13 protein-coding genes and 6 pseudogenes are annotated in these 22,167 nt (G+C 66.3%); 8 read left to right on the forward strand and 11 right to left on the reverse strand.

The window, feature by feature from the left end; genetic code table 11:
• Positions 1-36: 36 nt before the first annotated feature.
• From bioB to G4G28_RS00640, 11 genes and pseudogenes are all read right to left on the reverse strand, one after another.
• Positions 37-1,069 (reverse strand): annotated as a pseudogene (gene bioB / locus G4G28_RS00590) (biotin synthase BioB).
• Between the two features lie 4 nt (positions 1,070-1,073).
• Positions 1,074-1,912 (reverse strand): annotated as a pseudogene (gene bioD / locus G4G28_RS00595) (dethiobiotin synthase).
• Positions 1,912-3,065, reverse strand: a pseudogene (gene bioF / locus G4G28_RS00600) (8-amino-7-oxononanoate synthase). Before bioF ends, bioD begins: the two co-directional pseudogenes overlap by 1 nt.
• A gap of 48 nt (positions 3,066-3,113) precedes the next feature.
• Positions 3,114-4,454 (reverse strand): adenosylmethionine--8-amino-7-oxononanoate transaminase, encoded by a 1,341-nt coding sequence (gene bioA, locus G4G28_RS00605; protein WP_182990454.1) that lies wholly within the window; start codon positions 4,452-4,454, stop codon positions 3,114-3,116.
• A gap of 18 nt (positions 4,455-4,472) precedes the next feature.
• A complete protein-coding gene (locus tag G4G28_RS00610; protein WP_182991671.1) occupies positions 4,473-5,258 on the reverse strand; it encodes an enoyl-CoA hydratase/isomerase family protein in 786 nt (261 codons plus the stop codon).
• A 19-nt stretch (positions 5,259-5,277) separates the two neighbouring features.
• Positions 5,278-6,885, reverse strand: a complete 1,608-nt coding sequence (locus G4G28_RS00615; RefSeq protein ID WP_182990455.1) for a carboxyl transferase domain-containing protein — start codon at positions 6,883-6,885, stop codon at positions 5,278-5,280.
• Positions 6,886-6,927: 42 nt separating this feature from the next.
• On the reverse strand, positions 6,928-7,389 hold the full coding sequence (locus G4G28_RS00620) for a YchJ family protein (protein ID WP_182990456.1): 462 nt from the start codon (positions 7,387-7,389) through the stop codon (positions 6,928-6,930).
• A gap of 111 nt (positions 7,390-7,500) precedes the next feature.
• Positions 7,501-9,582: a PAS domain S-box protein gene (locus G4G28_RS00625; RefSeq protein WP_183107941.1), complete on the reverse strand. Its 2,082-nt coding sequence runs from the start codon at positions 9,580-9,582 to the stop codon at positions 7,501-7,503.
• Between the two features lie 254 nt (positions 9,583-9,836).
• A complete protein-coding gene (locus tag G4G28_RS00630) occupies positions 9,837-10,892 on the reverse strand; it encodes an AI-2E family transporter (protein WP_182990458.1) in 1,056 nt (351 codons plus the stop codon).
• A 95-nt stretch (positions 10,893-10,987) separates the two neighbouring features.
• Positions 10,988-12,232 carry an FAD-dependent oxidoreductase gene (locus G4G28_RS00635; protein ID WP_229507825.1) on the reverse strand — a complete coding sequence of 415 codons (1,245 nt, stop codon included), beginning with the start codon at positions 12,230-12,232 and terminating at the stop codon, positions 10,988-10,990.
• 166 nt (positions 12,233-12,398) lie between these two features.
• Positions 12,399-13,658 carry a serine hydrolase gene (locus G4G28_RS00640; protein WP_210283276.1) on the reverse strand — a complete coding sequence of 420 codons (1,260 nt, stop codon included), beginning with the start codon at positions 13,656-13,658 and terminating at the stop codon, positions 12,399-12,401.
• Positions 13,659-13,913: 255 nt separating this feature from the next.
• Here G4G28_RS00640 and G4G28_RS00645 point away from each other — a divergent pair, with 255 nt between their 5' ends.
• The 8 genes and pseudogenes from G4G28_RS00645 to G4G28_RS00680 all read left to right on the forward strand — a co-directional run.
• Positions 13,914-14,657, forward strand: coding sequence for a GntR family transcriptional regulator (locus G4G28_RS00645; protein ID WP_183107943.1), 744 nt, complete (start codon positions 13,914-13,916; stop codon positions 14,655-14,657).
• Between the two features lie 121 nt (positions 14,658-14,778).
• Positions 14,779-15,660, forward strand: coding sequence for an N-acetylmuramic acid 6-phosphate etherase (locus G4G28_RS00650; protein ID WP_183107944.1), 882 nt, complete (start codon positions 14,779-14,781; stop codon positions 15,658-15,660).
• A gap of 63 nt (positions 15,661-15,723) precedes the next feature.
• Positions 15,724-16,989: an MFS transporter gene (locus tag G4G28_RS00655; protein WP_182990459.1), complete on the forward strand. Its 1,266-nt coding sequence runs from the start codon at positions 15,724-15,726 to the stop codon at positions 16,987-16,989.
• A 299-nt stretch (positions 16,990-17,288) separates the two neighbouring features.
• Positions 17,289-17,546: pseudogene (locus tag G4G28_RS27320) on the forward strand (hypothetical protein); the annotation flags it as partial.
• Between the two features lie 115 nt (positions 17,547-17,661).
• The gene (locus G4G28_RS27325; protein WP_267875266.1) at positions 17,662-18,999 is read left to right on the forward strand and encodes a glycoside hydrolase family 10 protein; all 1,338 of its coding nucleotides are present in this window, start codon (positions 17,662-17,664) and stop codon (positions 18,997-18,999) included.
• 725 nt (positions 19,000-19,724) lie between these two features.
• Positions 19,725-20,051 (forward strand): hypothetical protein, encoded by a 327-nt coding sequence (locus tag G4G28_RS24965; RefSeq protein ID WP_229507827.1) that lies wholly within the window; start codon positions 19,725-19,727, stop codon positions 20,049-20,051.
• Positions 20,052-20,073: 22 nt separating this feature from the next.
• A pseudogene (locus G4G28_RS00675) lies at positions 20,074-20,843 on the forward strand (N-acetylmuramoyl-L-alanine amidase); the annotation flags it as partial.
• A 372-nt stretch (positions 20,844-21,215) separates the two neighbouring features.
• Positions 21,216-21,968: pseudogene (locus G4G28_RS00680) on the forward strand (LysR family transcriptional regulator); the annotation flags it as partial.
• Positions 21,969-22,167 lie beyond the last annotated feature (199 nt).

A 22,167-nucleotide genomic window follows, 5' to 3' on the forward strand; every position in this document is an offset into this window, starting at 1 on the left:
CTGCAAAGCGGCTCCGCAGCCGCTTTTGCTGGTCGCTCAGCAGCCGCAGGCTTCCTTCGGCGCCGACTCCAGCGTGGCCGAGCGGGTTTTCAGGCCCAGTTTCGCCAGCAGCGCGCGGTCGTCTTCCGCTTCCGGGTTGCCGGTGGTGAGCAGCTTGTCGCCATAGAAGATGGAATTGGCGCCTGCCATGAAGCACATCGCCTGCACCGCTTCGCCCAGCTGGCGGCGGCCGGCCGACAGGCGTACGCGCGCCTGCGGCATGGTGATGCGCGCCACGGCAATGGTACGCACGAATTCGAGCGGATCGAGCGGGTCGAGCCCGTGCAGCGGCGTGCCTTCGACCTGCACCGTGGTTCACGGGGACGGACTCCGGATACGGGTTCAGGTTGGCCAGCTGGACCGGGAGGCCGGCGCGCTGCTCGCGCGTTTCTCCCATGCCGACGATGCCGCCGCAGCAGACCTTCAGGCCGGCCTGGCGCACGCGGCCCAGGGTATCGAGACGGTCCTGGTATTCGCGCGTCGAAATGACGTTGTTGTAGAAGTCCGGCGCGGTGTCGATGTTGTGGTTGTAGTAGTCCAGGCCCGCGTTTTTCAGCTGTTCGGCTTGTCCCTCTTCCAGCATGCCGAGGGTGGCGCAGGTTTCCATGCCGAGCGCTTTCACTTCGCGCACCATTTCCTCGACCTTGGCCATGTCGCGCTCCTTCGGGCTGCGCCAGGCGGCGCCCATGCAGAAGCGGGTGGCGCCGCTGGCTTTCGCCTGGCGCGCGGCGTCGAGCACGGTGTCGATGTCGAGGATTTTCTTGGCTTCGACGCCGGTGTCGTAGCGCGCTGCCTGCGGGCAGTAGCTGCAGTCTTCCTCGCAGCCGCCGGTTTTAATCGACAGCAGGGTCGCCAGTTCGACGTCGCCGTCGGGGAAGTGGGCGCGGTGCGCCTGCTGGGCGCGGAACATCAGTTCGTTGAACGGCAGTTCGAACAGGGCCATCACGTCGGCCAGCGGCCAGGTGGCGTTCGGACGCTCGGTGATCGGCGCGGTCGGGCGGTGCAGGGCGATGGTCTGGGGTGCGTTCATGAGGTCATTCCTTGGTAACGGGACCGCGCGTCGACGGCCAGCCCGGCAGTCCCGCGAGATCGATGAATCGGGCCGCGTTGGCGGCGCTAGCTTGTTCGAGGCGCGGCACGACTCCCAGCAGCGGGGCCGGGATTCGGGCAGACAGCGCCTCGATGTTCTCGTCGAAAAAGCGCATGTCGGGGTCGGCGGCATTGGCGACCCAGCCGGCCAGCACCAGGCCGCGCGCGACGATCGCCTCGACCGTGAGCAGCGCATGGCTGATGCAACCCAGGCGCATGCCGACGACCAGGATGACCGGCAAATTCAGCTGCGCGGCCAGGTCGGCGCTGTCGAAATCGTCGTTGAAGGGCACGCGGAAGCCGCCCACGCCTTCGACCACGACCGCGTCGGACGCGGCCAGGATCTCGGCATAGGCCGCGATGATCGGCACGGCGGTAATCGTCACGCCTTCGAGGGCGGCCGCGATATGGGGCGCGGCCGGCTCGCGCGCAGCATGAAGGGCGTCGTGATATTGGGCGGCAGGTGCACGTTACCGGCGGCCGCGAGCATGTCGGCGTCCTCGTTGTGGAGTTCACCGTCGCGCAGTTCGGCACCGGCGGCAACCGGCTTCATGCCGCAGGCACGGCGGCCGCGCTCGACCAGTTTATGCAGGATCGCGCTCGAGACCAGGGTCTTGCCGATCTCGGTATCGGTGCCGGTGACGAAACAGCAAAAGCGCGATGGCAGGCCTTCGGCGGCGAGCGCTGGTACCAAGGACGGGACCGCCGTCACCGCCGGTTTCGTTTGCGCGAGCGGCAGCGCGGCCGTCTCGACCGGTTCCTGGGGTTCGTTCAAATTCTTCATCACGCTCCTTCCAGTTCGTTCAATGCGCCGGCCAGGCGCGCGACCTCGTCGTGGGTGTGCACGGCCGACAGCGTCACGCGCAGGCGTGCCGTATTGGCAGGCACCGTCGGCGGCCGGATCGCCGGCACCCACAGGCCGCGTCCGTACAGCAGCGCGGCCGCCACCCGCAGGGCCTCGTCGTTGGCGCCGATGATGACCGGCTGGATCGCAGTGTTCGATGCCGGCCGCTGCCAGCGCCGCAGCGCCAGTTCGTTGCCGAGCTGCTCGACCAGCGAAGCCAGGTGCGCGCGCAATGCTGCACCCTCGTCGCTGGTGATGATGTCCAGGCTGGTGAGCAGCGCGTGCGCCAGCGCCGGCGGCGAGGCCGTCGTGTAGATGTAGGGGCGGGCGCGCTGCACCAGCAGTTCGATCACGCTCGCATGCGCGGCCACGAAGGCCCCGGACACGCCGGCGGCCTTGCCGAGGGTGCCCATGTAGACCAGCTGCGGCGAGCGCAGGCCGAGGTGTTCCAGCGCGCCGCGTCCCCGGGCACCGAGCACGCCAAAGCCGTGGGCATCGTCCACCACCAGCCAGGCGCCGTAACGTTCGCACAGCGCCAGCAATTCGCGCAGGGGCGCCAGGTTGCCGTCCATGCTGAAGACGGAATCGGTGGCGACGATTTTTGTCGTGGCGCTGCTGGCGGCCAGCTGCGCCGCCAGGGCCGCGACGTCGCCATGGGGATAGATCGAGACTTGCGCACGTGCCAGGCGCGCACCGTCGATCAGCGAGGCGTGATTCAGCGCCTCCGAAAAAATGGTGGCATCGGCATCGGCACCGAGCGCGGTCAGCATCGCCAGGTTCGCCATGTAGCCGGTGCTGAAATAGAGCGCGCGGGCGTCCTCGATATGCGGGCTGGCCAGTTCGGCCAGGCGTTCCTCGAGGATGGCATGGGCGCGGCTATGGCCGCTGATGAGGTGCGAGGCGCCGCTGCCGGCGCCATACAGCTGGGCGCCTTCGCGCAGCGCTTCGGTCACGCGCGGATGCGCGGCCAGGCCCGGTAGTCGTTGCTGCAGAAGGCCAGCACGGCGCGCCCGTCGACCACCTGCAGCGGCGCGCAGCGGGTGTCGGCCACCCGGCGCCTGCGCGTCAGGCTCTGCGCTTCCAGGTCCGCCAGCCAGCTTGCGCTGGACGCTGTCGATGAGGTTCATGGCCGGGCCCGCGCTCACTTTGCCATCACCGCGTCGAACACCGACTTGACGCGCACGCCGACCAGGTCGATTTCCTCTTCGCCGAGGATATAGGGCGGCATCAGGTAGACGGTGCGTCCGATCGGGCGCAGCAGCAGTTCGTTGTCCAGCGCCGCCGTGAAGAAGCGGCGCGCAAACGTGGCCGCGCGCGTGCTATCGGCCTCGATTGCGTCGAACGCGAAGATCATGCCGCGCTGGCGAAAGTGGTGCGCCGCCTCGTGCTCGGCCAGGGGCGCAAGCGCGATGGTGAGCTTGGTCGCCAGTTCGCGGTTGCGTGTGAGGACGTCGTCGTCGCGGAAGATCTGCAGCGTCGCCAGCGCGGCGCGGCAGGCCAGCGCGTTGCCGGTGTAGGAGTGCGAATGGAGGAAGCCGCGCGTGATGTCTTCGCTATAGAAGGCCTGGTAGATCTCGTCGGTGGTCAGTACCAGCGACAAGGGCAGGTAGCCGCCACTGATGCCTTTCGACAGGCACAGGAAGTCCGGCCAGATCGCCGCCTGCTCGCAGGCGAAGAAGGTGCCGGTACGGCCGCAGCCCACCGCGATTTCGTCGGCGATCAGGTGCACGTGGTGCTTGTCGCACAGCTCGCGCAGCAGTTCCAGGTACAAGGGGTCGTACATCGCCATGCCGGTCGCGCACTGCACCAGCGGCTCGACGATCATTGCCGCGATCTTGCTGCCGCGCTCCTCGAACAGGCGCTCGACATCCTTCAGTGCGCGGCGTGCCACGTCCTGGCTCGATTCGCCTTCAACGGCGTTGCGCGCGTCCGGGGACGCCACCACGTGCGAGGCGCGCAGCAGCGGGCCGTAGGCGTCCTTGAACAGCGGGACGTCGGTGACGGACAGGGCGCCGATGGTCTCGCCGTGGTAGCTGCCCTGCAGGCAGACGAATTCCTGCTTGTCGGGGTAGCCGGCGTTGCGCCAGGTATGAAAGCTCATCTTCATCGCGATCTCGACCGCCGAGGCGCCGTCGGAGGCGTAGAAGGCATGGCCGAGCGCATGCCCGGTGAGGGCGGCCAGCTGCTCCGACAGCTCGACCACCGGCTCGTGGGTAAAGCCGGCCAGCATCGCGTGCTCGAGTTTATCGAGCTGGTCTTTCAGGGCCGCGTTGATGCGCGGGTTGGCGTGGCCGAACAAATTCACCCACCACGAGCTGATGCCGTCGAGGTAGCGCCCGCCCTCGTGGTCGTATAGCCACGCGCCCTTGGCATGGCTGACCGCGATCAGCGGCACCTCTTCGTGGTGCTGCATTTGCGTGCACGGGTGCCAGACGCTGCGCAGGCTGCGGGCAATCCAGTCGGAGGAGGTCTGTTGCTTCAAAATGAATCCAATACTTCGTCAGTTCAGCCAGGACGGCTTGCGCTTGTCCAGGAAGGAGGCCACGCCCTCGCGTCCTTCGCTCGACGCGCGGATCGCCGCGATGCGCGCGGCCGTGTCCTGCAGCAGCGCATCGGTGACCGGCAGGTTCACCACTTCGCGCACCAGCTTTTTTGCTTCCACCACGGCGTTCGGGCTGTTCGTCACCAGCGCTTTCACGAGGGCGGCGACGGTCGTGTCGAGCGCATCCGGTTCCACCACCTCGTGCGCGAACCCCATGCGCGCAGCGCTTGCAGCGTCGAAACGCTCGGCCGTCAGGAAGTAGCGGCGCGCGGCCTGCTCGCCCATCGCCTTGATCACGTACGGCGAAATCGTCGCCGGGATCAGGCCCAGCTTGACTTCGGACAGGCAGAAGTTTACTCCAACGGCGGCCACCACGATGTCGCAGGCCGCCACCAGGCCCATGCCGCCGGCGTAGCAGTCGCCCTGCACCTTGGCCACCGTGGGTTTGGGGCACAGGTAAATCGTGCGCAGCATGTCGGCCAGGCGCGCGGCGTCGGCCAGGTTTTCCTCGTGCGAATAGCCGGCCATCTTCTTCATCCAGTTCAGGTCGGCGCCGGCGCAAAAGGCCGGGCCGTTCGCGGCCAGGACGATGGCGCGCACCAACTCATTCCTGCCGAGTTCGTCGAAGGCCAGTGCCAGCTCGGCGATGGCGGTCTCGTTGAAGGCGTTGCGCAGCTCCGGGCGGTTCAGGGTGACAGTCGCCACCTTGTCGGTGATCGCGATGGTGAGGGTCTGGTAATCCATGCTCATTGTTCTCTCGTCCTTACATCCGGAACACGCCGAACTTGGTCTCTTCGATCGGCGCGTTCAGCGCCGCCGAGAGACCCAGTCCCAGCACCATGCGGGTGTCGGCCGGATCGATCACGCCGTCGTCCCACAGGCGCGCGCTGGCGTAATAGGGGTGGCCCTGGTGCTCGTACTGTTCCTTGATCGGCTGCTTGAAGGCGGCTTCTTCTTCAGCGCTCCATTGGCCGCCCTTGCCCTCGATGCCGTCGCGTTTCACGGTGGCCAGCACCGATGCCGCCTGGTCGCCGCCCATCACGGAAATGCGCGCGTTCGGCCACATCCACAGGAAGCGCGGCGAGAAGGCGCGGCCGCACATGCCGTAGTTACCGGCACCAAACGAGCCGCCGATGATGACGGTGAACTTCGGCACCGAGGCGGTAGCGACAGCGGTCACCATCTTGGCGCCGTTGCGGGCGATGCCCTCGTTTTCGTACTTGCGGCCGACCATGAAACCGGTGATGTTCTGCAGGAAGACCAATGGAATCTTGCGCTGGCAGCACAGCTCGATGAAGTGGGTGCCCTTCAAGGCCGATTCGGAGAACAGGATGCCGTTGTTGGCGATGATGCCGACCTTGACGCCATAGATGTGGGCGAAGCCGCATACCAGGGTGGTGCCGTATCTCGCCTTGAATTCGTCGAATTCGCTGCCGTCGACCACGCGCGCGATGACTTCGCGCACATCGAAGGGTTTGCGGGTATCGACGGGAATGACGCCATACAGCTCTTGCGGCGGGTATGCCGGCTCCACGCTTTCGCGGGTCGCGCCCTGCACCAGTTTGGTGCGGTTCAGGTTCGAGACGATGGTACGGGCCAGCGACAGCGCGTGCAGGTCGTTCTGGGCCAGGTGGTCGACCACGCCGGACAGGCGGGTGTGGACGTCGCCGCCGCCCAGGTCTTCGGCGCTGACGACTTCGCCGGTCGCCGCTTTCACCAAGGGAGGGCCGCCGAGGAAAATCGTGCCTTGCTCCTTGACGATGATCGACTCGTCGCTCATGGCGGGAACATAGGCGCCGCCGGCCGTGCAGGAACCCATGACGACGGCGATCTGCGGGATGCCTTTTGCCGAGAGATTGGCCTGGTTATAGAAAATGCGGCCGAAATGGTCGCGGTCCGGGAAGACGTCATCCTGGTTCGGCAGGTTGGCGCCGCCCGAGTCGACGAGATAAATGCAGGGCAGGTTGTTCTGCTCGGCGATTTCCTGGGCACGCAGGTGTTTTTTGACCGTCATCGGGTAATAGGTGCCGCCCTTGACGGTGGCGTCGTTACAGACGATCACGCATTCCTGGCCGGCGACGCGGCCGATGCCGGTGATGATGCCGGCCGCTGGCGCCGCATTGTCGTACATGTCGTAGGCGGCCAGCTGCGAAAACTCGAGGAAGGGCGTACCCGGATCGAGCAGCATCTGCACGCGGTCGCGCGGCAGCAGCTTGCCGCGGGCGACGTGCTTGGCGCGCGCCGCTTCGCCGCCGCCTTCGGCGATTGCCGCCACTTTCGCACGTAGATCGTCGACGATGGCCTGCATGGCCGTCGCGTTCGCTTTGAAGTCTTCACTGCGCGGGTTGAGTTTGCTCTCGATGTGGGGCATTGCCGTCCTCTGTGTATGCGTACTCGGGTCTTGCTCGGGTTTTTATTCGGGGAAAGTGCCGTCCAGATAAAACCAGCGCGGCGTACCGCCGAGAATCGGATCGGCTTCGCGCAGGAAGCGGCTTACTTCGTGCAGCCGGTGGGCACGACCACCCACTTTGAAGCGGGCGACAAATTCCACCGTAGCCCGATCGCTGTCTCGATCGCTATCTGGATGATCCGGCAATTCTGCTTTACGTTGACGTAAACGTAAAGCAGATTTTATCTCAAGGCCGAGCCAGCGCAGCTTCTCGTCCTGATCGAGGATCGCGTCTTGCGGCCTGGTGCTCGGGTGCCAGGTGGCGCGCAGGTAGGCTTCGTTGCGCTGGGTATAGGCGGTATAGCGCGAGCGCATCAGCGCTTCGGCCGTGGGCGGCAGCGCCGTGCCTGCGATATAGGGACCGCAGCAGGCGGCAAGCGAGGCGCCGCCGCAAGGGCAGGCGCCGGAGGTCTGTGGTGTCGGCATGACGCGATTATCCGCGATTTCGGCAACATGCAGCCGCCGCGGGCAATGCGAGGCAGCACCCGCCCAGCCACCGCCGCCGCGGTGCGGCAGGGTCCTCGCTCGGCGACTTGTTCAGGTGCCGGCGTCGCGCACGGTCAGCGTGACCGTAAACGTGCTGCCGGTGCCGGCGCCGTCGCTGTGCGCGGTAACCTTGCCGCCGTGCAGCGTGACGACGTTCTTCACCAGCGCCAGTCCGATGCCCAGGCCGCCCTGGGAGCGGTCGGGCGTGCGCTCGGCCTGGGTGAACAGGTCGAACACATGGGGCAGCAGGCTGGCATCGATGCCGATGCCGTTGTCCTGGATGCGGATGTGCACGAACTTGTCGTCGCGTTCGACCGTCAGCACGATGCGCCCGCCGCGCGGCGTGTACTTGGCCGCATTGTTGAGCAGGTTGGCCACTACCTGCACGAGGCGGTTCGGGTCGCCCATCACCTCCACGCCGGCATCGGCGGGCGCGATCACGAGGGCGTGTTCGCGCGCCTCGACCAGGGGGCGCGACTGCTCGACGGCGCTGTGCACGATGGCCGCGATGTCGACAGGAACGTTTTCCAGCTGGATCAGGCCACGGGTGACGCGCGAAATGTCGAGCAGGTCGTCGACCAGCGAGGTCATGTGTTTCACCTGCCGGCTGATGACTTCGCTGGAGCGGCGCACCCGGTCCTCGCTGGCGATGCCGATCTTCAGCAGTTCGGCGGCCGAGGCGATCGGCGCCAGCGGGTTGCGCAGTTCGTGGGCCAGCATGGCGAGGAATTCGTCCTTGCGCAGGTCCTGTTCTTTCAACGAACTGTAGAGGCGCGCGTTTTCGAAACCGTTCGCGGCGATCGAGGCCAGTTGCACCAGGATCGCTTCGTCCTGTTCGGTGAACTCGCCCTCGATCTTGTCCGATGCCTGGATCAGGCCGATATTTTTCCCCGTGCGGTCGATCAGCGGCACGGCCAGCCAGCCGCGCATGGCGGGGTGCTCGCCGGCATGGGCACCGAAGCCGCGCCAGGCCGGATGGGCTTCCAGTTCCTGCTGGGTCAGGCGCATGGCGCGGTTGGTGCGGCAGACCTCGGCATAGATGCCGGTGCCCTCGGTCGGCGCCCGATAGCCGCGGTAACTTGCATACTTGTCGGACAGCGAGACCGCGTTGATTGCCTGCGTCCGGTTGTCGCCCTCGGTCAGCGAGACCACCGCCTGGTGCACGCGCAGGATGGCGCGCACTTCCTCGACGAGGCCGTCGGCAATTTCCGTGCTCGACAGGGCGCTGCCCAGGGTGCGCGAGGCTTGCGCCACCTTGGCCAGCAGGGCCGAATGGTGCTGCTCGCGGCCAAGCCGCTCGGCCAGCTCGGCCTGGGCCATGACCATCTCGTGGATGTCCTTGTTGGCACCGATCCATTCGCGCACGCTGCCGTCGGTGTCGATGATCGGGATGCCCTTCACGGCGGTCCAGCGGTAGCTGCCGTCGGGCTGGCGCAGGCGGTATTCGGTCTCGAAGACGTCGCGCCGCGCGACGCAGTGGAGCCAGATGCGGCGGGTCTGTTCACGGTCGTCCGGATGCAGCGCGTCCAGCCAGCCGTACTCTTTCCACTCGTCGTAGGTCTGGCCGGTAAGGGCCCGCCACGTGGGCGAATCCTCGAGCACGCGGCCGTCCGCGGTAGTGGTCCAGACGGTCTGGGAAGTGGCCATCACGAGCGAGCGGAAACGCTCTTCGCGGATGCGCAGCGCCTGCTCGGCCTTGACGCGGTCGGTGATGTCCTCATGCATCAGCAAGACTTCGAGGATGCGCCCTGCGCTGTCCTTGATCGGGTGGGCACGCGCCGTCACCCAGCGCGCCCGCCCGCTGCCGCCAAGGGCGACGACGTCGTAGTGGTTCGCCGGGATGACGACCGATTCCCCGGCCATTGCCCGTTTCAGGTAGTCGGCGACCCCGTTGTCCAGCAACTGGGGATCGGTCAGGACGTTGTAGTCGGCGCTGTGGACGAGGTGCCAGAGTGCCGAGTCCCTGGGGATCTGCCACAGCTCTTCCCAGGCGCGGTTGACACGCAGGGTACGGCCATCGGGTGCCAGGATCTGGAAGCTGGTGGGCGCCTGCTCGAACAATTCCCGGAAGCGGGTGTCGGAACTGGGTTGCTGGTCGAGACCGGAGGGTGGCAGCGGAAGGTCGAGCGACATGTCGGGATCGTGTGGGCCGGGACCGTACGGAACAATAGGGTAGATGAACAGGATTGCTGCGGCTGAGCTGCTCGCGAGCCGCATCATGTCATAGTTTGATGTTCCCCGCAGGATTTATCCTTGCCCGCCGGCAGCAGCGGGAGGGAAGACCTGGAGCGCCTGACAAAACCTTCATGGCAAGGCGCAGCGGCGAAGACAGTACACCTGTACGGCGAGACGCTGCAACGCAGCTATGGAGTTTTTGTTGGGCGCTCTCATTGGTGAAACTCCTCGGCCGAGGCGAACAGGTCCCAGGAGGCGATGAACAGTGCCGCAATCAGGGGGCCGATCACGAAACCGTTCAGGCCGAACAGGGCCATGCCGCCGATGGTGGACAGGAGTACCAGGTAGTCCGGCATCTTCGTGTCCTTGCCCACCAGCAGCGGACGCAGCAGGTTGTCGACCAGGCCGATCACGATCACGCCGAAGGCAATCAGCACCACGCCCTGCCAGACCGCGCCCGTGACGAGGAAATACACCGCCACCGGCGCCCAGACGATGGCCGCGCCGACCGCCGGCAGCAGCGACAGGAAGGCCATCACCACCGCCCACAGGAGCGGCGCCTGCACATCCAGGAACCAGAAGATCAGTCCACCGAGCGCGCCCTGGGCCGCGGCGACAAGCACGTTGCCCTTGACGGTGGCACGGATGACGGTCGTGAAGTTATTGAACAGGCGCTGCTTGTAAAACTGGGTCAATGGAAAAGCCTGGCGGATGCGCCCGGCAATCGACTGGCCATCGCGCAGCAGGAAGAACAGCAAATACAGCATCACCGTCAGGCCGACCAGGAAGTCGAAGGTATTGCGGCCGATATTGACGGCCTGGCGCGCCGCCGTCTGGCTCAGCTGGGTGGCGCCTTCGGACAGTTTTTGCTGGAGAGAAGCGAAGTCGGTGACCTCGAAGCGTTCCAGCAGGCCAATGACCCAGTCGGGCAGGGCGCTGACGATGCGCTGGAAATAGGCACCGAAATCGATGTGGCCGGAACCGACCTGGGCGTAGATCGCCAGCGCCTGCTTGACGAGCGAGGCGCCGATCAGGGACATCGGCAGGATCACCATCACGATGATCGACAGCAGCGTGAGCAGGGCCGCCAGCGTCGGCTTGTGCCCGGTCTTGCGCAGCAGCCAGCGGTACAGCGGCGCGAACAGGATCGCCAGCACCACGCCCCAGAACACGGCGCCGGAATACGGCAGCAGGATCCAGCCGAAGGCGAGGGTGACGAGGGTCAGCAGTAACAGGAAGAATTTTTGCTGCAGGGTGAACTGGTTCATGGGCTCGGCGATCGTTGTGTCATTTCGACACCATCATAGTCGATCCGCCCAGCGGTGGCCGCAATTGCGGCATGTACCGCGCCGCGCGGCCGGCTTCAGCGCTGCAGCGCCAGCATGTCGAGCGCGAAGGGCGGCGCCTTTCCCAGCATCAGGTCGGTCAGTATGCGCGCGCTGCCGGCGGCGAAGGTAAAACCGAGGGGGCCGTGGCCGACGTTCAGCCACAGGTTCGACAGGGGAGAAGCGCCGATGATCGGGGCGCTGTTCGGGGTTGCCGGGCGCAGGCCGGCCCAGGCGGATACCTGGCTGTAGTCGGCCGCGTGCGGCATCGTTTCCTGTACCTGCCGGGTCAGGCTGCCAATGCGCTTCGGATTCAATCGCAGGTCTTCGCCCACCATGTCGACCATCGCCGCCACCCGCAACTTGTCGCCAATGCGCGCATACAGCACCTTGCGCTCGAAATCGGTCACGCTGATCTGCGGCGCGGTGTCGGTGGTGCGGATCGGCGCCGTCAGGCTGTAGCCTTTCAGCGGGTACAGGGGCAGCTTGACACCCAGGTGCGCGGCCAGGTGGCGGCTTTCGATGCCGGCCGCCAGCACGAAGGCATCGCCGCCGATGGCGCCGGCCGTCGTATCGAGGCCGACGACGCGCCCACCGGTGGCGGCAATATTGACTACCTCGGCCTGGATGAAGCCCCTGAAACGGGGATGTGCCCCGATGCGCGCGGCCAGCGCGGTGCAGAAGGCATGGCAGTCGGCCACCGCCTCGCCGGCGTTATGGATGCCCCCGCGAGCAGGTGGCGCGCCGCGCCCGGGCCGGTTCGCGTTCGGCGCATTCGGCCGCGCTCCAGATGGCGCCGCCATTGGCTTTACGGGCCGCCGCGTCGAACACCTTGGCCGAGCGGTACACCACCAGCTTGCCGGCGTCGCGCCAGGCAAAGTCGCTTGGGGAAACGATCGATCCCAGCTGCTGCATGCCGGTGCGCGACAGTTCTCCCAGTTCCAGCAGCTTGGCCGTGGTGCGGCGGTTGGCCGCGGCCGTGCACTGGCCGAGGAAGCGTGCCAGCCAGGTCCACTGGCGCAGGTCGAATTCGGGCCTGAAGCGCAGCGGGCCATGCTCCCGAACAGCCAGGCGACCGCCTTCAGCGGCACGCCGGCATCGGCCAGCGGCGACACATAGCGGTAGCTCAGCTGGCCGCCATTGCCATAGCTGGCGCCGCTGGCCACCTGGGCTGCGCGCTCGACCACGGTCACGCCGAAGCCCGCTTCGAGCAGCCACCAGGCCGAACTCAGGCCGACGACGCCGCCGCCGATGACGACCACCTGTTCCCTTGCTTGCGACATGTTTTGCTGGATTCCTCGCTGCATCCCGACACTTTATTGTTGTTGACCGACGTGGGTACCCGCACCAGGGAAGAGCTTAGGTGCAAGACCGTATCGCCCGCCAATGAAAGTGGCAGCCCACCTCATAACCGGCAGTCATGTGCGTTCTGCCGGCCATCCCCCTGCATCAGCCGGCAATGGCGTGACGAAACATGCTGCTCAAGATCTGCTCCTCGAAGCGCGCCAGTGCCGAATAGCGCCCTTGCTGCGTTTCCGGATCGGCCGAGGTGCCGCCGACGAGCACGATCAGGCCGTTGCGGCGCTCCCGGTCCAGCGCGAACACCGAGCGCAGGCCATAGGCGTCGCCGAGGTGGCCGACGGCGTCGAAACCTTCCACCAGGCGCCGCCCCGGTTCGTCCGGGAACTGGGCATTGCCCAGCCCCAGACCTTGAAGAGGCCATGCAGGGTGTCGCCATTTTGCCCATCGGCGCGCCACCCGGGTGTGAACATGCGCTCGAGCGTGGCCGCCTGCAGGATGCGCTGGTTGCCATGGCGGCCGCCGTTCATCAGCATCAGCATCACGGTGCCGAGCTCGCGCGCCGAGATGCGCAGGCCGCCGGTCGGGCTGAACGGGGTCGCGTTCTCGCCGAGGACGTAGCGTTCGAGGCCAGGCGGGGGCGGTGGGGGACGAACAGCGTCGGTTCTGGGCGATCCAGGGACCATTCGCATCCCACACTTCGGTGTCGACGGTGCGCTTGCGATACAGGGTGGCAAGGTTACCGAGTGCCGCCGGCGCCAGTTCGGCCGGGTTGTAGCCGGCCTCCAGACCGAGCGGCGCCAGCAGCAGCTGCCGCATCAGGCGGTCGAAACGCGCGCCGGCCACGCGCTCCATCAGGGTGCCGATGATGCCCCAGCCGAGATTGCAATACGTGAAATAAGCGCCGGGCGCGGCCGCGTTTGCCCACATGCGGCCCTCCCCATGCAGCGGGCCGCCAGGCATCAGGAAATCGCGCAGCGGGGTACCGGCCGGGAAGGAATAGCCGGCGTCGTCGCGCAACGAGGACGTGTGGGTCAGCAACTGGCGCAGGGTGATGGGGCGGTCGGGGAAGTGCGGGTTGCGCAGGCTGAAACCGAGCGCTTGGGAAACGTCCTCGTCCAGCTTGACCTTGCCCGCCTCGACCAGGCGCATCAGGCCCAACGTCGTCATCATTTTCGAAACCGAGGCGATGCGGTACAGGGTATCGGGCGTGGCGGGGGCATCGGCTTCGCCAGGCCCGCCGATGCGACGGCGGCCGAAGGCGCGCGCATACACCGGTTTGCCGGCGCGGATGGCCAGCACCGACAGGCTGGCCAGTTCGCATGCCGGGTCGGCGGCGATGGCGGCCAGCTCCGCGTCGAGCCGGGCGAAACCGCTGCGCTTGCCGGAGGCCGGCGCAGCCGCCAGCACCGGCCCCATTCCGCCCAGCAATGCAAGTCCGAGCAGTGCTCTCCTGCTTCCGTTCATCTGTCCCCCGAGTTGGCGCCCGCCTGGGCCGGTCGAGCATACGACGCGTTGCCCGCGCCTCCCAATGAAATGGCGTGAACGCGGCATAAGCTTTTGTTATGCTGCCGCGGCGGGCGCATCCGGACGATGCGCCTGCAACATTCTACGGTCGCAGCTGCCGGGCTGCCGTACACTTGGGCACAGCACCGCCACCAGAACATGAGTAAGCCAATGACCGACTTCAAGGTCGATGCCAACGACAATTCGCCGCTGTACATGCAGCTGGCGCGCAAATTGACCCAGGACGTGCGCGAGGGCCGCTACCAGGCCGACCAGGCGCTGCCTTCGGAGCGCACCCTGTCCGAGCAGCAGGGCGTCTCGCGCGTGACCGCCCGAAAAGCCATCGACCAGCTGGTCGAGCAGGGCCTGGTGGTGCGCCGCCGCGGTTCGGGCAACTATATTGCACCGCGTATCGAGCAGCCGTTGTCGAACCTGTCGAGCTTTTCCGAGCAGTTGCAGCAGCGCGGCTATACCCCGAACTCGCACTGGCTGAAACGCGAGGTCGCCGCGGCCGACCCCGACGAGCAGCTGGCGCTGGGCCTGTCGCCGGGCGCGCGGGTGGCGCGTCTGGCCCGCCTGCGCCTGGTCGACGAGGTCGTCATGGCCTATGAAACGAGCGTCATTCCCGCCAGCGTGCTGCCGCGACCGCAGGAAGTGGCCCATTCGCTGTATGCCTACCTGGACGGCAGCGGCCAGATGCCGGTGCGCGCCCTGCAGCACATCCGCGCCATGAATGCATCAAAAGAACTCGCTGCGCGCCTGGGCGTGCCGGAAGGGCAGGCAGTACTATTCATTACCCGCGTCGGCTATCTGGAATCGGGGGTGGCCGTCGAACTGACGCATTCTTATTGCCGCAGCGATTACTACGATTTCGTGGCCGAGCTGCGCCGCGCTCCGGGCTGAAGTCAACGAGCAGGCGCCGCATAACTTTTCGGAATAATGACGGGCCTTCCTTTCATGGAAGATGTTAGTCAATTGGTATTACACTGGTTTTGTCAATCATTCCGTTAGAACCATTTCCGCCATGCTGAAGACCGAAACCCCAGCCCAGGACCACGCCCTGCTCGACCAGTACCCGACCGTGGAGCTGGTCAATGCGCTGGTGGACGATCAGCGCACTGCGGCCGATGCGGTGCGCGTCGCCGCCCCCGCCCTGGCCGCCGCCGTCACGGCCGCGCTGCCGCGCATGGAGGCGGGCGGGCGCCTGGTGTATGTCGGTGCCGGCACCTCTGGCCGCCTCGACCTGCTCGACAGCGTGGAACTGTATCCGACCTTTTCCTGGCCGCACGAGCGAGCCGTCGCCCTGCTGGCCGGCGGCAACGAGGCGATGTTCGTTGCCGTCGAGGGCGCGGAAGACGACCTGGAGCAGGGCGCGGCCGACCTGTGCGCGGCCGGCGTGAATGCCGATGACGTGGTGCTGCTGATCGCCGCTTCCGGCGCCACGCCCTATGTATTGGGTGCCCTGCGCGCCGCGCGTGAACTCGGCGCCCTGACGATCGGCTTTGCCAACAATGTCGACGCCCCGGTGGCGAACGAGGCCGAGATCGGCGTGACGCTCGACACTGGCCCGGAAATCATTTCCGGCAGTACCCGCCTGAAAGCGGGCACGGCGCAAAAAATTGCCTTGAACACTTTTTCGAGCGCCTTGATGGTGCGTTTGAACAAGGTTTATGGCAACCTGATGGTAGACTTGAAGGCGACCAACGCCAAGCTGGTGCAGCGTGCGATCCGCCTCACGGCCTTCGCTACCGGTGCCGACGAGGCCGCTGCCCGCGCGGTGCTGGAAGAATGCGATTTCCACGTCAAGACCGCGATCGTGGCCTTGTCCAGACAAACAGGTGTCGAGCAGGCAAAAGCCTTGCTGGAAGCGACGCACGGCAGCGTACGCCTCGCCCTGGCCGGTTAAAACGGGCCATGGCCGGTTTGCCGTTGGCCTGATTCGCCGCGCTTGCCCGATCACGAAAGCCTTATGCAAACGTCTCAAGCAAAAACTCCCTGGCTGTGGGTGCCCTCGCTGTATTTTGCCCAGGCCATTCCCTATGTCGTGGCGATGAGCCTGGCCACGGTCATGTACAACGACCTGGGTGTCTCGAATACCGAGATGGCCTTCTATACCAGCCTGCTCTACCTGCCCTGGGTCATCAAGCCGCTGTGGTCGCCGATCGTCGACATGCTCGGCACCAAGCGCCGCTGGACCATCCTGCTGCAGGCCGTGGTGGCCGCTTCCCTGCTGGGGCTCGGTTTCGCGCTGAACCTGCCCTCCTTCTTCATGATCAGCCTGGCGGTGATGTGGGTGATGGCCTTCAGCTCGGCCACGCACGACATCTCGGCCGACGGCTTCTATATGCTCGGCTTGCGCCAGAAGGACCAGGCGGCCTTCGTCGGCGTGCGCAGCACTTTCTATCGACTGGCAACGATCGTCGGCGGCGGCCAGATCCCGATCCTGGCGGGGTTGTTGACGGGGTATCTCGGCAGCAAGCACCAGGCCTGGTCGATTTCCTTCTTCGTGCTTGCCGCCATCTTCACCGCCGCCTGCATCTGGCACGCCTTCGTGCTGCCGCGCCCCGACAGCGATCACGCGATCAAGCGTGGCGCCAACCCGCTCGGCGATTTCTTCGGCACCTTCGTCGCCTTTTTCCGCAAGCGGGACATCTGGTTGATCGTCGGTTTCATTTTGACTTTCCGCCTCGGTGAAGCCCAACTGCTGAAACTCGTGGCACCGTTCATGAAGGACTCTCTCGCCAAGGGCGGCCTCGGGCTCTCCACCACCCAGTACGGCCTGGCATATGGCACCGTCGGCATCATTGCGCTGACCATCGGCGGCCTGGCCGGCGGCTATTTGATCTCCCGTATCGGCCTGAAGCGCGCACTCTGGCTGATGGTGCTGGCGGTGCACTTGCCGGACCTGGTCTTCGTCTACCTGTCGCAGGCGCAGCCGCAGAATTTCTACGTCATCTGCGCCTTCCTCACCGTCGAGCAGTTCGGCTACGGCTTCGGTTTCACCGCCATGATGCTGTACATGATCATGGTGTCCGATGGCGAGCACAAGACGGCGCACTACGCGATCTGCACCGGCCTGATGGCGCTGGGCATGATGGTGCCGGGCATGTGGAGCGGTGCCTTGCAGGAATATCTCGGCTATAAAAACTTCTTCATCTGGACCTGCCTGGCGACGATTCCCGCCTTCGTCATGGCGGGGTTGGTGAAAATCGATCCGGAGTTCGGCAAGAAGTAAGCATCCGGCCCGGGCCGCGGCGCCCTTGCCGGTCAAGCCCGTGGGGGCCTTCGTATTGTGCGCGGATGAGCGCCGCGCATTGCTGGTATTCTCCGCATTCTTCCGGCTGCCTGGCGTGAACCGCATGTCCGCCTGTGCACGCCGGCAGCGCCCGTTCACGATCGATGGCATGGATGTGCTGGCCCGGGTCGTGTGCTGCCGGAAGTAGTTTGTCAACGTATAAAAGATCAGGGAATCGAGGAGCGGTAGTGGGAGCAGATTTGAAGAAACGGGCGTTCACGCTGGCGGCCCTGGCGGGGATGTTGGGCGCGGGAGGCTTCCTGGCCAGTTGCTCGACGCCGCAGCAAAAAGGGGCAACGACGGCCAGCGGTACCATCGTCGCCAGCGGCCCCCTGCCGCCGGCCGCGCCGCGCGAATTCCGCGCCGCCTGGGTGTCGACGGTGGCGAACATCGACTGGCCAAGCCGGCAGAACCTGAATGCGGCCCAGCAGCAGGCCGAGGCGATCGCCATCCTCGAGCGCGCCAGGGCGATGCGCCTGAACGCGATCGTGCTGCAGGTGCGCCCCTCGGCCGACGCCATCTATGCCTCCAAGATCGAACCCTGGTCGGAATACCTGACTGGCGCCCGGGGCCAGGCGCCGCAGCCCCGGGTACGACCCGCTGAAATTCTGGGTGACCGAGGCGCATGCGCGCGGCCTGGAACTGCACGCCTGGTTCAATCCCTACCGCGCACGCCACGATGGCGCCCGCTCGCCGGCCGCGCCGAACCACATCACCCGCTCGAATCCGGCCGCCGTGAAACGCTACGGCAAGTACATGTGGATGGACCCGGGAGAAGAAGCGGCATCGAAGCAGACGCTCGACGTCATCCTCGACGTGGTGCGCCGCTACGACATCGACGGCGTCCACATCGACGATTATTTTTATCCTTACCCGATCGAGGCGACGCCGAACGGCGCCGGCAACGAGGCCGCGCTGGAGGGCAAGGCGGGCGCGAAGGAGCTCGACTTCCCGGACACCCCGGCCTGGGAGCGCTACCTCGCCAAAGGCGGCAAGCTCGACCGCGCGTCCTGGCGGCGCCAGAACGTCAATACACTCATCGAGGACATGTACCAGGGCATCCACCGCGAAAAGAGCTGGGTGCGCTTCGGCATCAGCCCCTTCGGCCTGGGCCGTCCGGACCGGCGCCCGCCCGGCATCCATGGCTTCTCGCAGTACGATAAATTGTATGCCGATGCCGAATTGTGGCTGCAGAAGGGCTGGCTCGACTACCTGTCGCCCCAGCTCTACTGGCCGCGTGCACAGCCGGCGCAGGCCTATGACGTGCTGCTCGACTACTGGATCAGCCAGAACCCGCAGGGCCGTCACATCTGGCCGGGCCTGTTCACCAGCCGCATTGGCGCCGCGACCAAGGAATATCAACCGCAGGAAATCCTCGACCAGATCGGGGCAACCCGTGCACGGCCCCAGGCAGGCGGTCACGTACACTTCAGCATGGTGGCCTTGATGCAGAACCGCAAGGGCATCACCGACCAGCTGCGCAATGGGTCCTACGCGACGCCGGCGCTGGTGCCGGCCACGCCCTGGCTGGGCAACGCCAAGCCCGGCCTGCCCAAAGTGAAGGCAACGCGGGCGGCCAAGGGCATCGAGCTGACGTTTGCGGCCGGCAAGGCGAATGCCTTGTATGCCGTGTGGGCGCGCCATGGCGGCGAGTGGACCTTCGAGGTCGTGCCGGCGTCGAAGGTCGAGTGGACCCTGCGCGCGACGATGCCCGGCTGGGGGCGCCGGACGCCGTGTTCGTCGGCGCCGTCGACCGCCTCGGGATCGAAGGCGACCGGGTGCAGGTGTGGGGCAAGGCGTAGGGAAGCGCTGATCTATTCACGGCGGCGTCTCGGCCACGACAAAATGCGCCCTGCGGCGTTGCAAATCCTCGCGATACCACGCGGTATCGCTGCGGTTTGCGCCTTGCACGGCACATTTTTCGTGACCGATTCCGTCCAGCCGGAATAAATCAGTGCTTCCCAAGGCCTTGGGCGTCCAGCCATCGCATAACCTGCATTCATGCAATAACGGCAAGCATTCATTCGCAATGCATGCCGACAGGACGTAGACTTGTTCCAAATGACTTCTTTTCCTGATTCCGGCATCGGCCTGGGCATCGATGCCGGCGGCACCCAGACCCGCTGGGCGCTCGCCGGTGCCGGTGGCGCCATCCTTGGCGAAGGTACCGTTGCCGGTCTGTCCGCCCTGCAGATGGCCACGCATGAAGGCCGGGCGCGCGTGCATGCCACGTTTACCGGGCTGGCGCAGGCGGTACTGGCGGTGGCGCAACCGCTTCGCGTGCGTGCCGGCCTGACCGGGTTCGGCGGCGATGGCGAACAATTGCAGGCCTGGCTGGCCGCGTTGCTGGGCATCGAGCCCGCGGCGGTAGCGATGTGCAACGACATCGAGATCGCCTACCGCGCCAGTTTCGAACCCGGCAAAGGCTACCCGGTCTATGCCGGGACCGGATCGATCGGCGCCTTTATCGATGCCGCCGGCGCTTTCATCGCGCCGGCGGGCGCGGGTAGTGCTCGACGATGGCGGCGGCGGCTTCTGGATTGCCCGCGAAGCACTGCGCGCCATCTGGCGCCGCGAAGACGGGTGCCCGGGCAGCTGGGAAACGTCGCCCATGGCACGTGCCGTGTTCGATTACGTCGGCGGTGCCGACTGGGCGTATTCGCGCCAGTTCATCTATGGCCGAACGCGGAGAAATCGGCAAGCTGGCCGTGGTCGTGGCCGCCAGCGCCGGGCAGGACCCGGTCGCCGACGCCATCCTGACGGAGGCCGGCCGTGAACTGGCACGCCTGGCACAAGCCCTGATTGCGCGCTTCGGGCCGCGTCCGGTGGTCCTGTCGGGACGCGCCGCCGAGCTGCATCCGATCATCGCTGCCAGCATGCGCGCGAGTCTGCCGGCCGCCACCATCACCCAGCGCGCCACCCGTGCCCACCATGCCGCCGCGCGCCTGGCTGCGGCCGATGCCGCGCAGGGCGCTACCGCTGCGGCAGCGGGCGCCACCTGATCAATCAATCAACGGACAACTGATGAAAAACCTAGCAGCCACCCTCCTGATCGCCTTGCTGGCCGGTTGTACCACTACCGGACCGAATGTTGTCGACAAAACCTTTAACGCCAAGGGCCAGGCCAGCCGCGTGCGCTTCCTGGTGCTGCATTACACGGTGTCTGACAAGCCGGCCTCGCTGAAGATCCTGACCGAGCAGCAGGTGAGTGCTCACTATCTGCTGACCGACGACCCCACGCCGAAGATCTTCGGCCTGGTCGATGAGAGCCGCGCCGCCTACCACGCCGGCAACTCGAGCTGGAAAGGCTTTACACAGCTCAACAACAGCTCGATCGGCATCGAAATCGTCAATCCCGGCTGGCAGGACACCCCGAACGGGCGCGTGTATGCACCCTTCCCGCAGTCGCAGATCGACGCCCTGATCCCGCTGGTGAAAGACATCGTCGCGCGTCACAAGATCGCCCCGGAAAACGTGCTCGGCCACAGCGACATCGCCCCGCTGCGCAAGCAGGATCCGGGACCGATGTTCCCCTGGTACCAGCTGGCGCAAGCCGGGCTGGTGGTCTGGCCGGACGCCAACCGCGTCGCCGCCGTGCGCCAGGTGTTCGACATCCAGGCGCCGGACGCGGCCTGGTTCCAGAAAAACTGGCCAGCCACGGCTTTTCGCTGACCCAGAGCGGCGTGTTCGACGAACCGACCCGCACCGTGATCGCCGCCTTCCAGATGAAGTATCGCCCGGCCAATATTGCCGGCGAACCGGATGCGGAAACGGCCGCCATGCTGGAAGTATTGACGACCCCGGTCAATGCGCCGCTGCCGCCGGTGCCGCCGCCACCGGTGCCGGTATTCCGTCCGGCTCAGCCGGAGGGCAGCCTGCCCGTGGACCCGGGCGTGCCGCCGGTACCGCCGGTACCGACAACGCCTGCCGTGCCGCCGCTGCCCCAGGTACCTGGCTTGCCGGCCGTGCCACCCGTGTCGCCGCTCCCGGCCACGCCCGCCGTGCCGGTGCCGCCGGTGCCGGCGCCGCTCCCGGCGGGCGCACGATGACCATCGCTGCGTTTCCTGTTTCCCTGTATCCTTCGGCCAGTTCGCGCCTTGCGCGGGCGGTCTTGTCGAAGGATTGAAGCAATGCGCCTGCGCCACATCGAAGTTTTCCACGCCATCATGCAGGTCGGCACCATCAGCGGTGCCGCCCAGGTTCTCCACATCTCCCAGCCGGCCGTCACGAAAGTGCTGCAGCACGCCGAGCTGCAACTGGGCATGCCGCTGTTCGAGCGTGTACGCGGCAAGCTGTATCCGAAACCGGAAGCGCACCTGCTGTTCGCCGAGGCCGAAAAATTGCACCGCAACCTGCAAGGCATCCAGCGCCTGGCCGCCAGCCTCAAGGGCCGCGCCGTCGAGACCGTGCGCCTGGTGTCGACGCCGACACTGGCGATCAGCGTGCTGCCGCAGGCGATGACGGCCTGGCGCCGCCGTTTCGCCCAGACCCGCTGCGAACTGGCGACGTATCACACCAGCGAGATCGTCAACGCCTTGCGCCTGGGCGAAGCCGACCTGGCCCTGTCGTTGCAGGACCCGCGCCACCCCGGCATCGTCGCCGAACCGATCGCGCAAGGGCAATTGACCGTCATGGCGCCCGTTGGTACCTGGAGCGACGCCGAGTGCGCGCAGCCGCTCGATGCCGCCGGCCTCACGGGCGAACTGATCGGCCTGGCCGACAACGATCCGCTCGGCGAAATGGTGCTCGCTTCCTGCGAGGCGCAGGGCATCACACCCGTCTTCCACACCGTGGTGCAGACCTACCAGATCGCCCGCTCGCTGGTCGAGGCCGGTGCCGGCACGGCCGTGCTCGACCCGTTCACGGCGGCGTCGGCAAACGCCGCCAAGGTGCAATGCCGGATCTGGGCGCCGGCCATGCCGGTGCAGCTCTACCTGCTGACCGCCAGCCACCCGCGCCGCTCTCGCACGGCGCGCGCGAACTGGCCAACTGCATCGGCGCCACCGCGCGTGCCTGTCTTGAACGAGGATGTCAATGAGTCAGTCGAGCCCGGGCCAGTCCTTGCCCGGCCTGAGCCTTGCCAGCGAAGACATCGCCGGCAGCCCGGAATTTCGCCAC

This window comes from Massilia sp. Dwa41.01b, from assembly GCF_014171775.1.
GTDB lineage: Bacteria > Pseudomonadota > Gammaproteobacteria > Burkholderiales > Burkholderiaceae_D > Telluria.

Excerpts from the sequence above, each read along its gene's own strand:
- G4G28_RS00625 (WP_183107941.1), bottom strand. The coding sequence starts at position 9,582 with ATGTCGCTCGACCTTCCGCTGCCACCCTCCGGTCTCGACCAGCAACCC.
- G4G28_RS00655 (WP_182990459.1), top strand. The coding sequence starts at position 15,724 with ATGCAAACGTCTCAAGCAAAAACTCCCTGGCTGTGGGTGCCCTCGCTG.
- G4G28_RS00620 (WP_182990456.1), bottom strand. The coding sequence starts at position 7,389 with ATGCCGACACCACAGACCTCCGGCGCCTGCCCTTGCGGCGGCGCCTCG.
- G4G28_RS24965 (WP_229507827.1), top strand. The coding sequence starts at position 19,725 with ATGGCCGAACGCGGAGAAATCGGCAAGCTGGCCGTGGTCGTGGCCGCC.
- G4G28_RS00635 (WP_229507825.1), bottom strand. The coding sequence starts at position 12,232 with ATGTCGCAAGCAAGGGAACAGGTGGTCGTCATCGGCGGCGGCGTCGTC.
- G4G28_RS00615 (WP_182990455.1), bottom strand. The coding sequence starts at position 6,885 with ATGCCCCACATCGAGAGCAAACTCAACCCGCGCAGTGAAGACTTCAAA.
- G4G28_RS00610 (WP_182991671.1), bottom strand. The coding sequence starts at position 5,258 with ATGGATTACCAGACCCTCACCATCGCGATCACCGACAAGGTGGCGACT.
- G4G28_RS00645 (WP_183107943.1), top strand. The coding sequence starts at position 13,914 with ATGAGTAAGCCAATGACCGACTTCAAGGTCGATGCCAACGACAATTCG.
- G4G28_RS00650 (WP_183107944.1), top strand. The coding sequence starts at position 14,779 with ATGCTGAAGACCGAAACCCCAGCCCAGGACCACGCCCTGCTCGACCAG.
- G4G28_RS00630 (WP_182990458.1), bottom strand. The coding sequence starts at position 10,892 with ATGAACCAGTTCACCCTGCAGCAAAAATTCTTCCTGTTACTGCTGACC.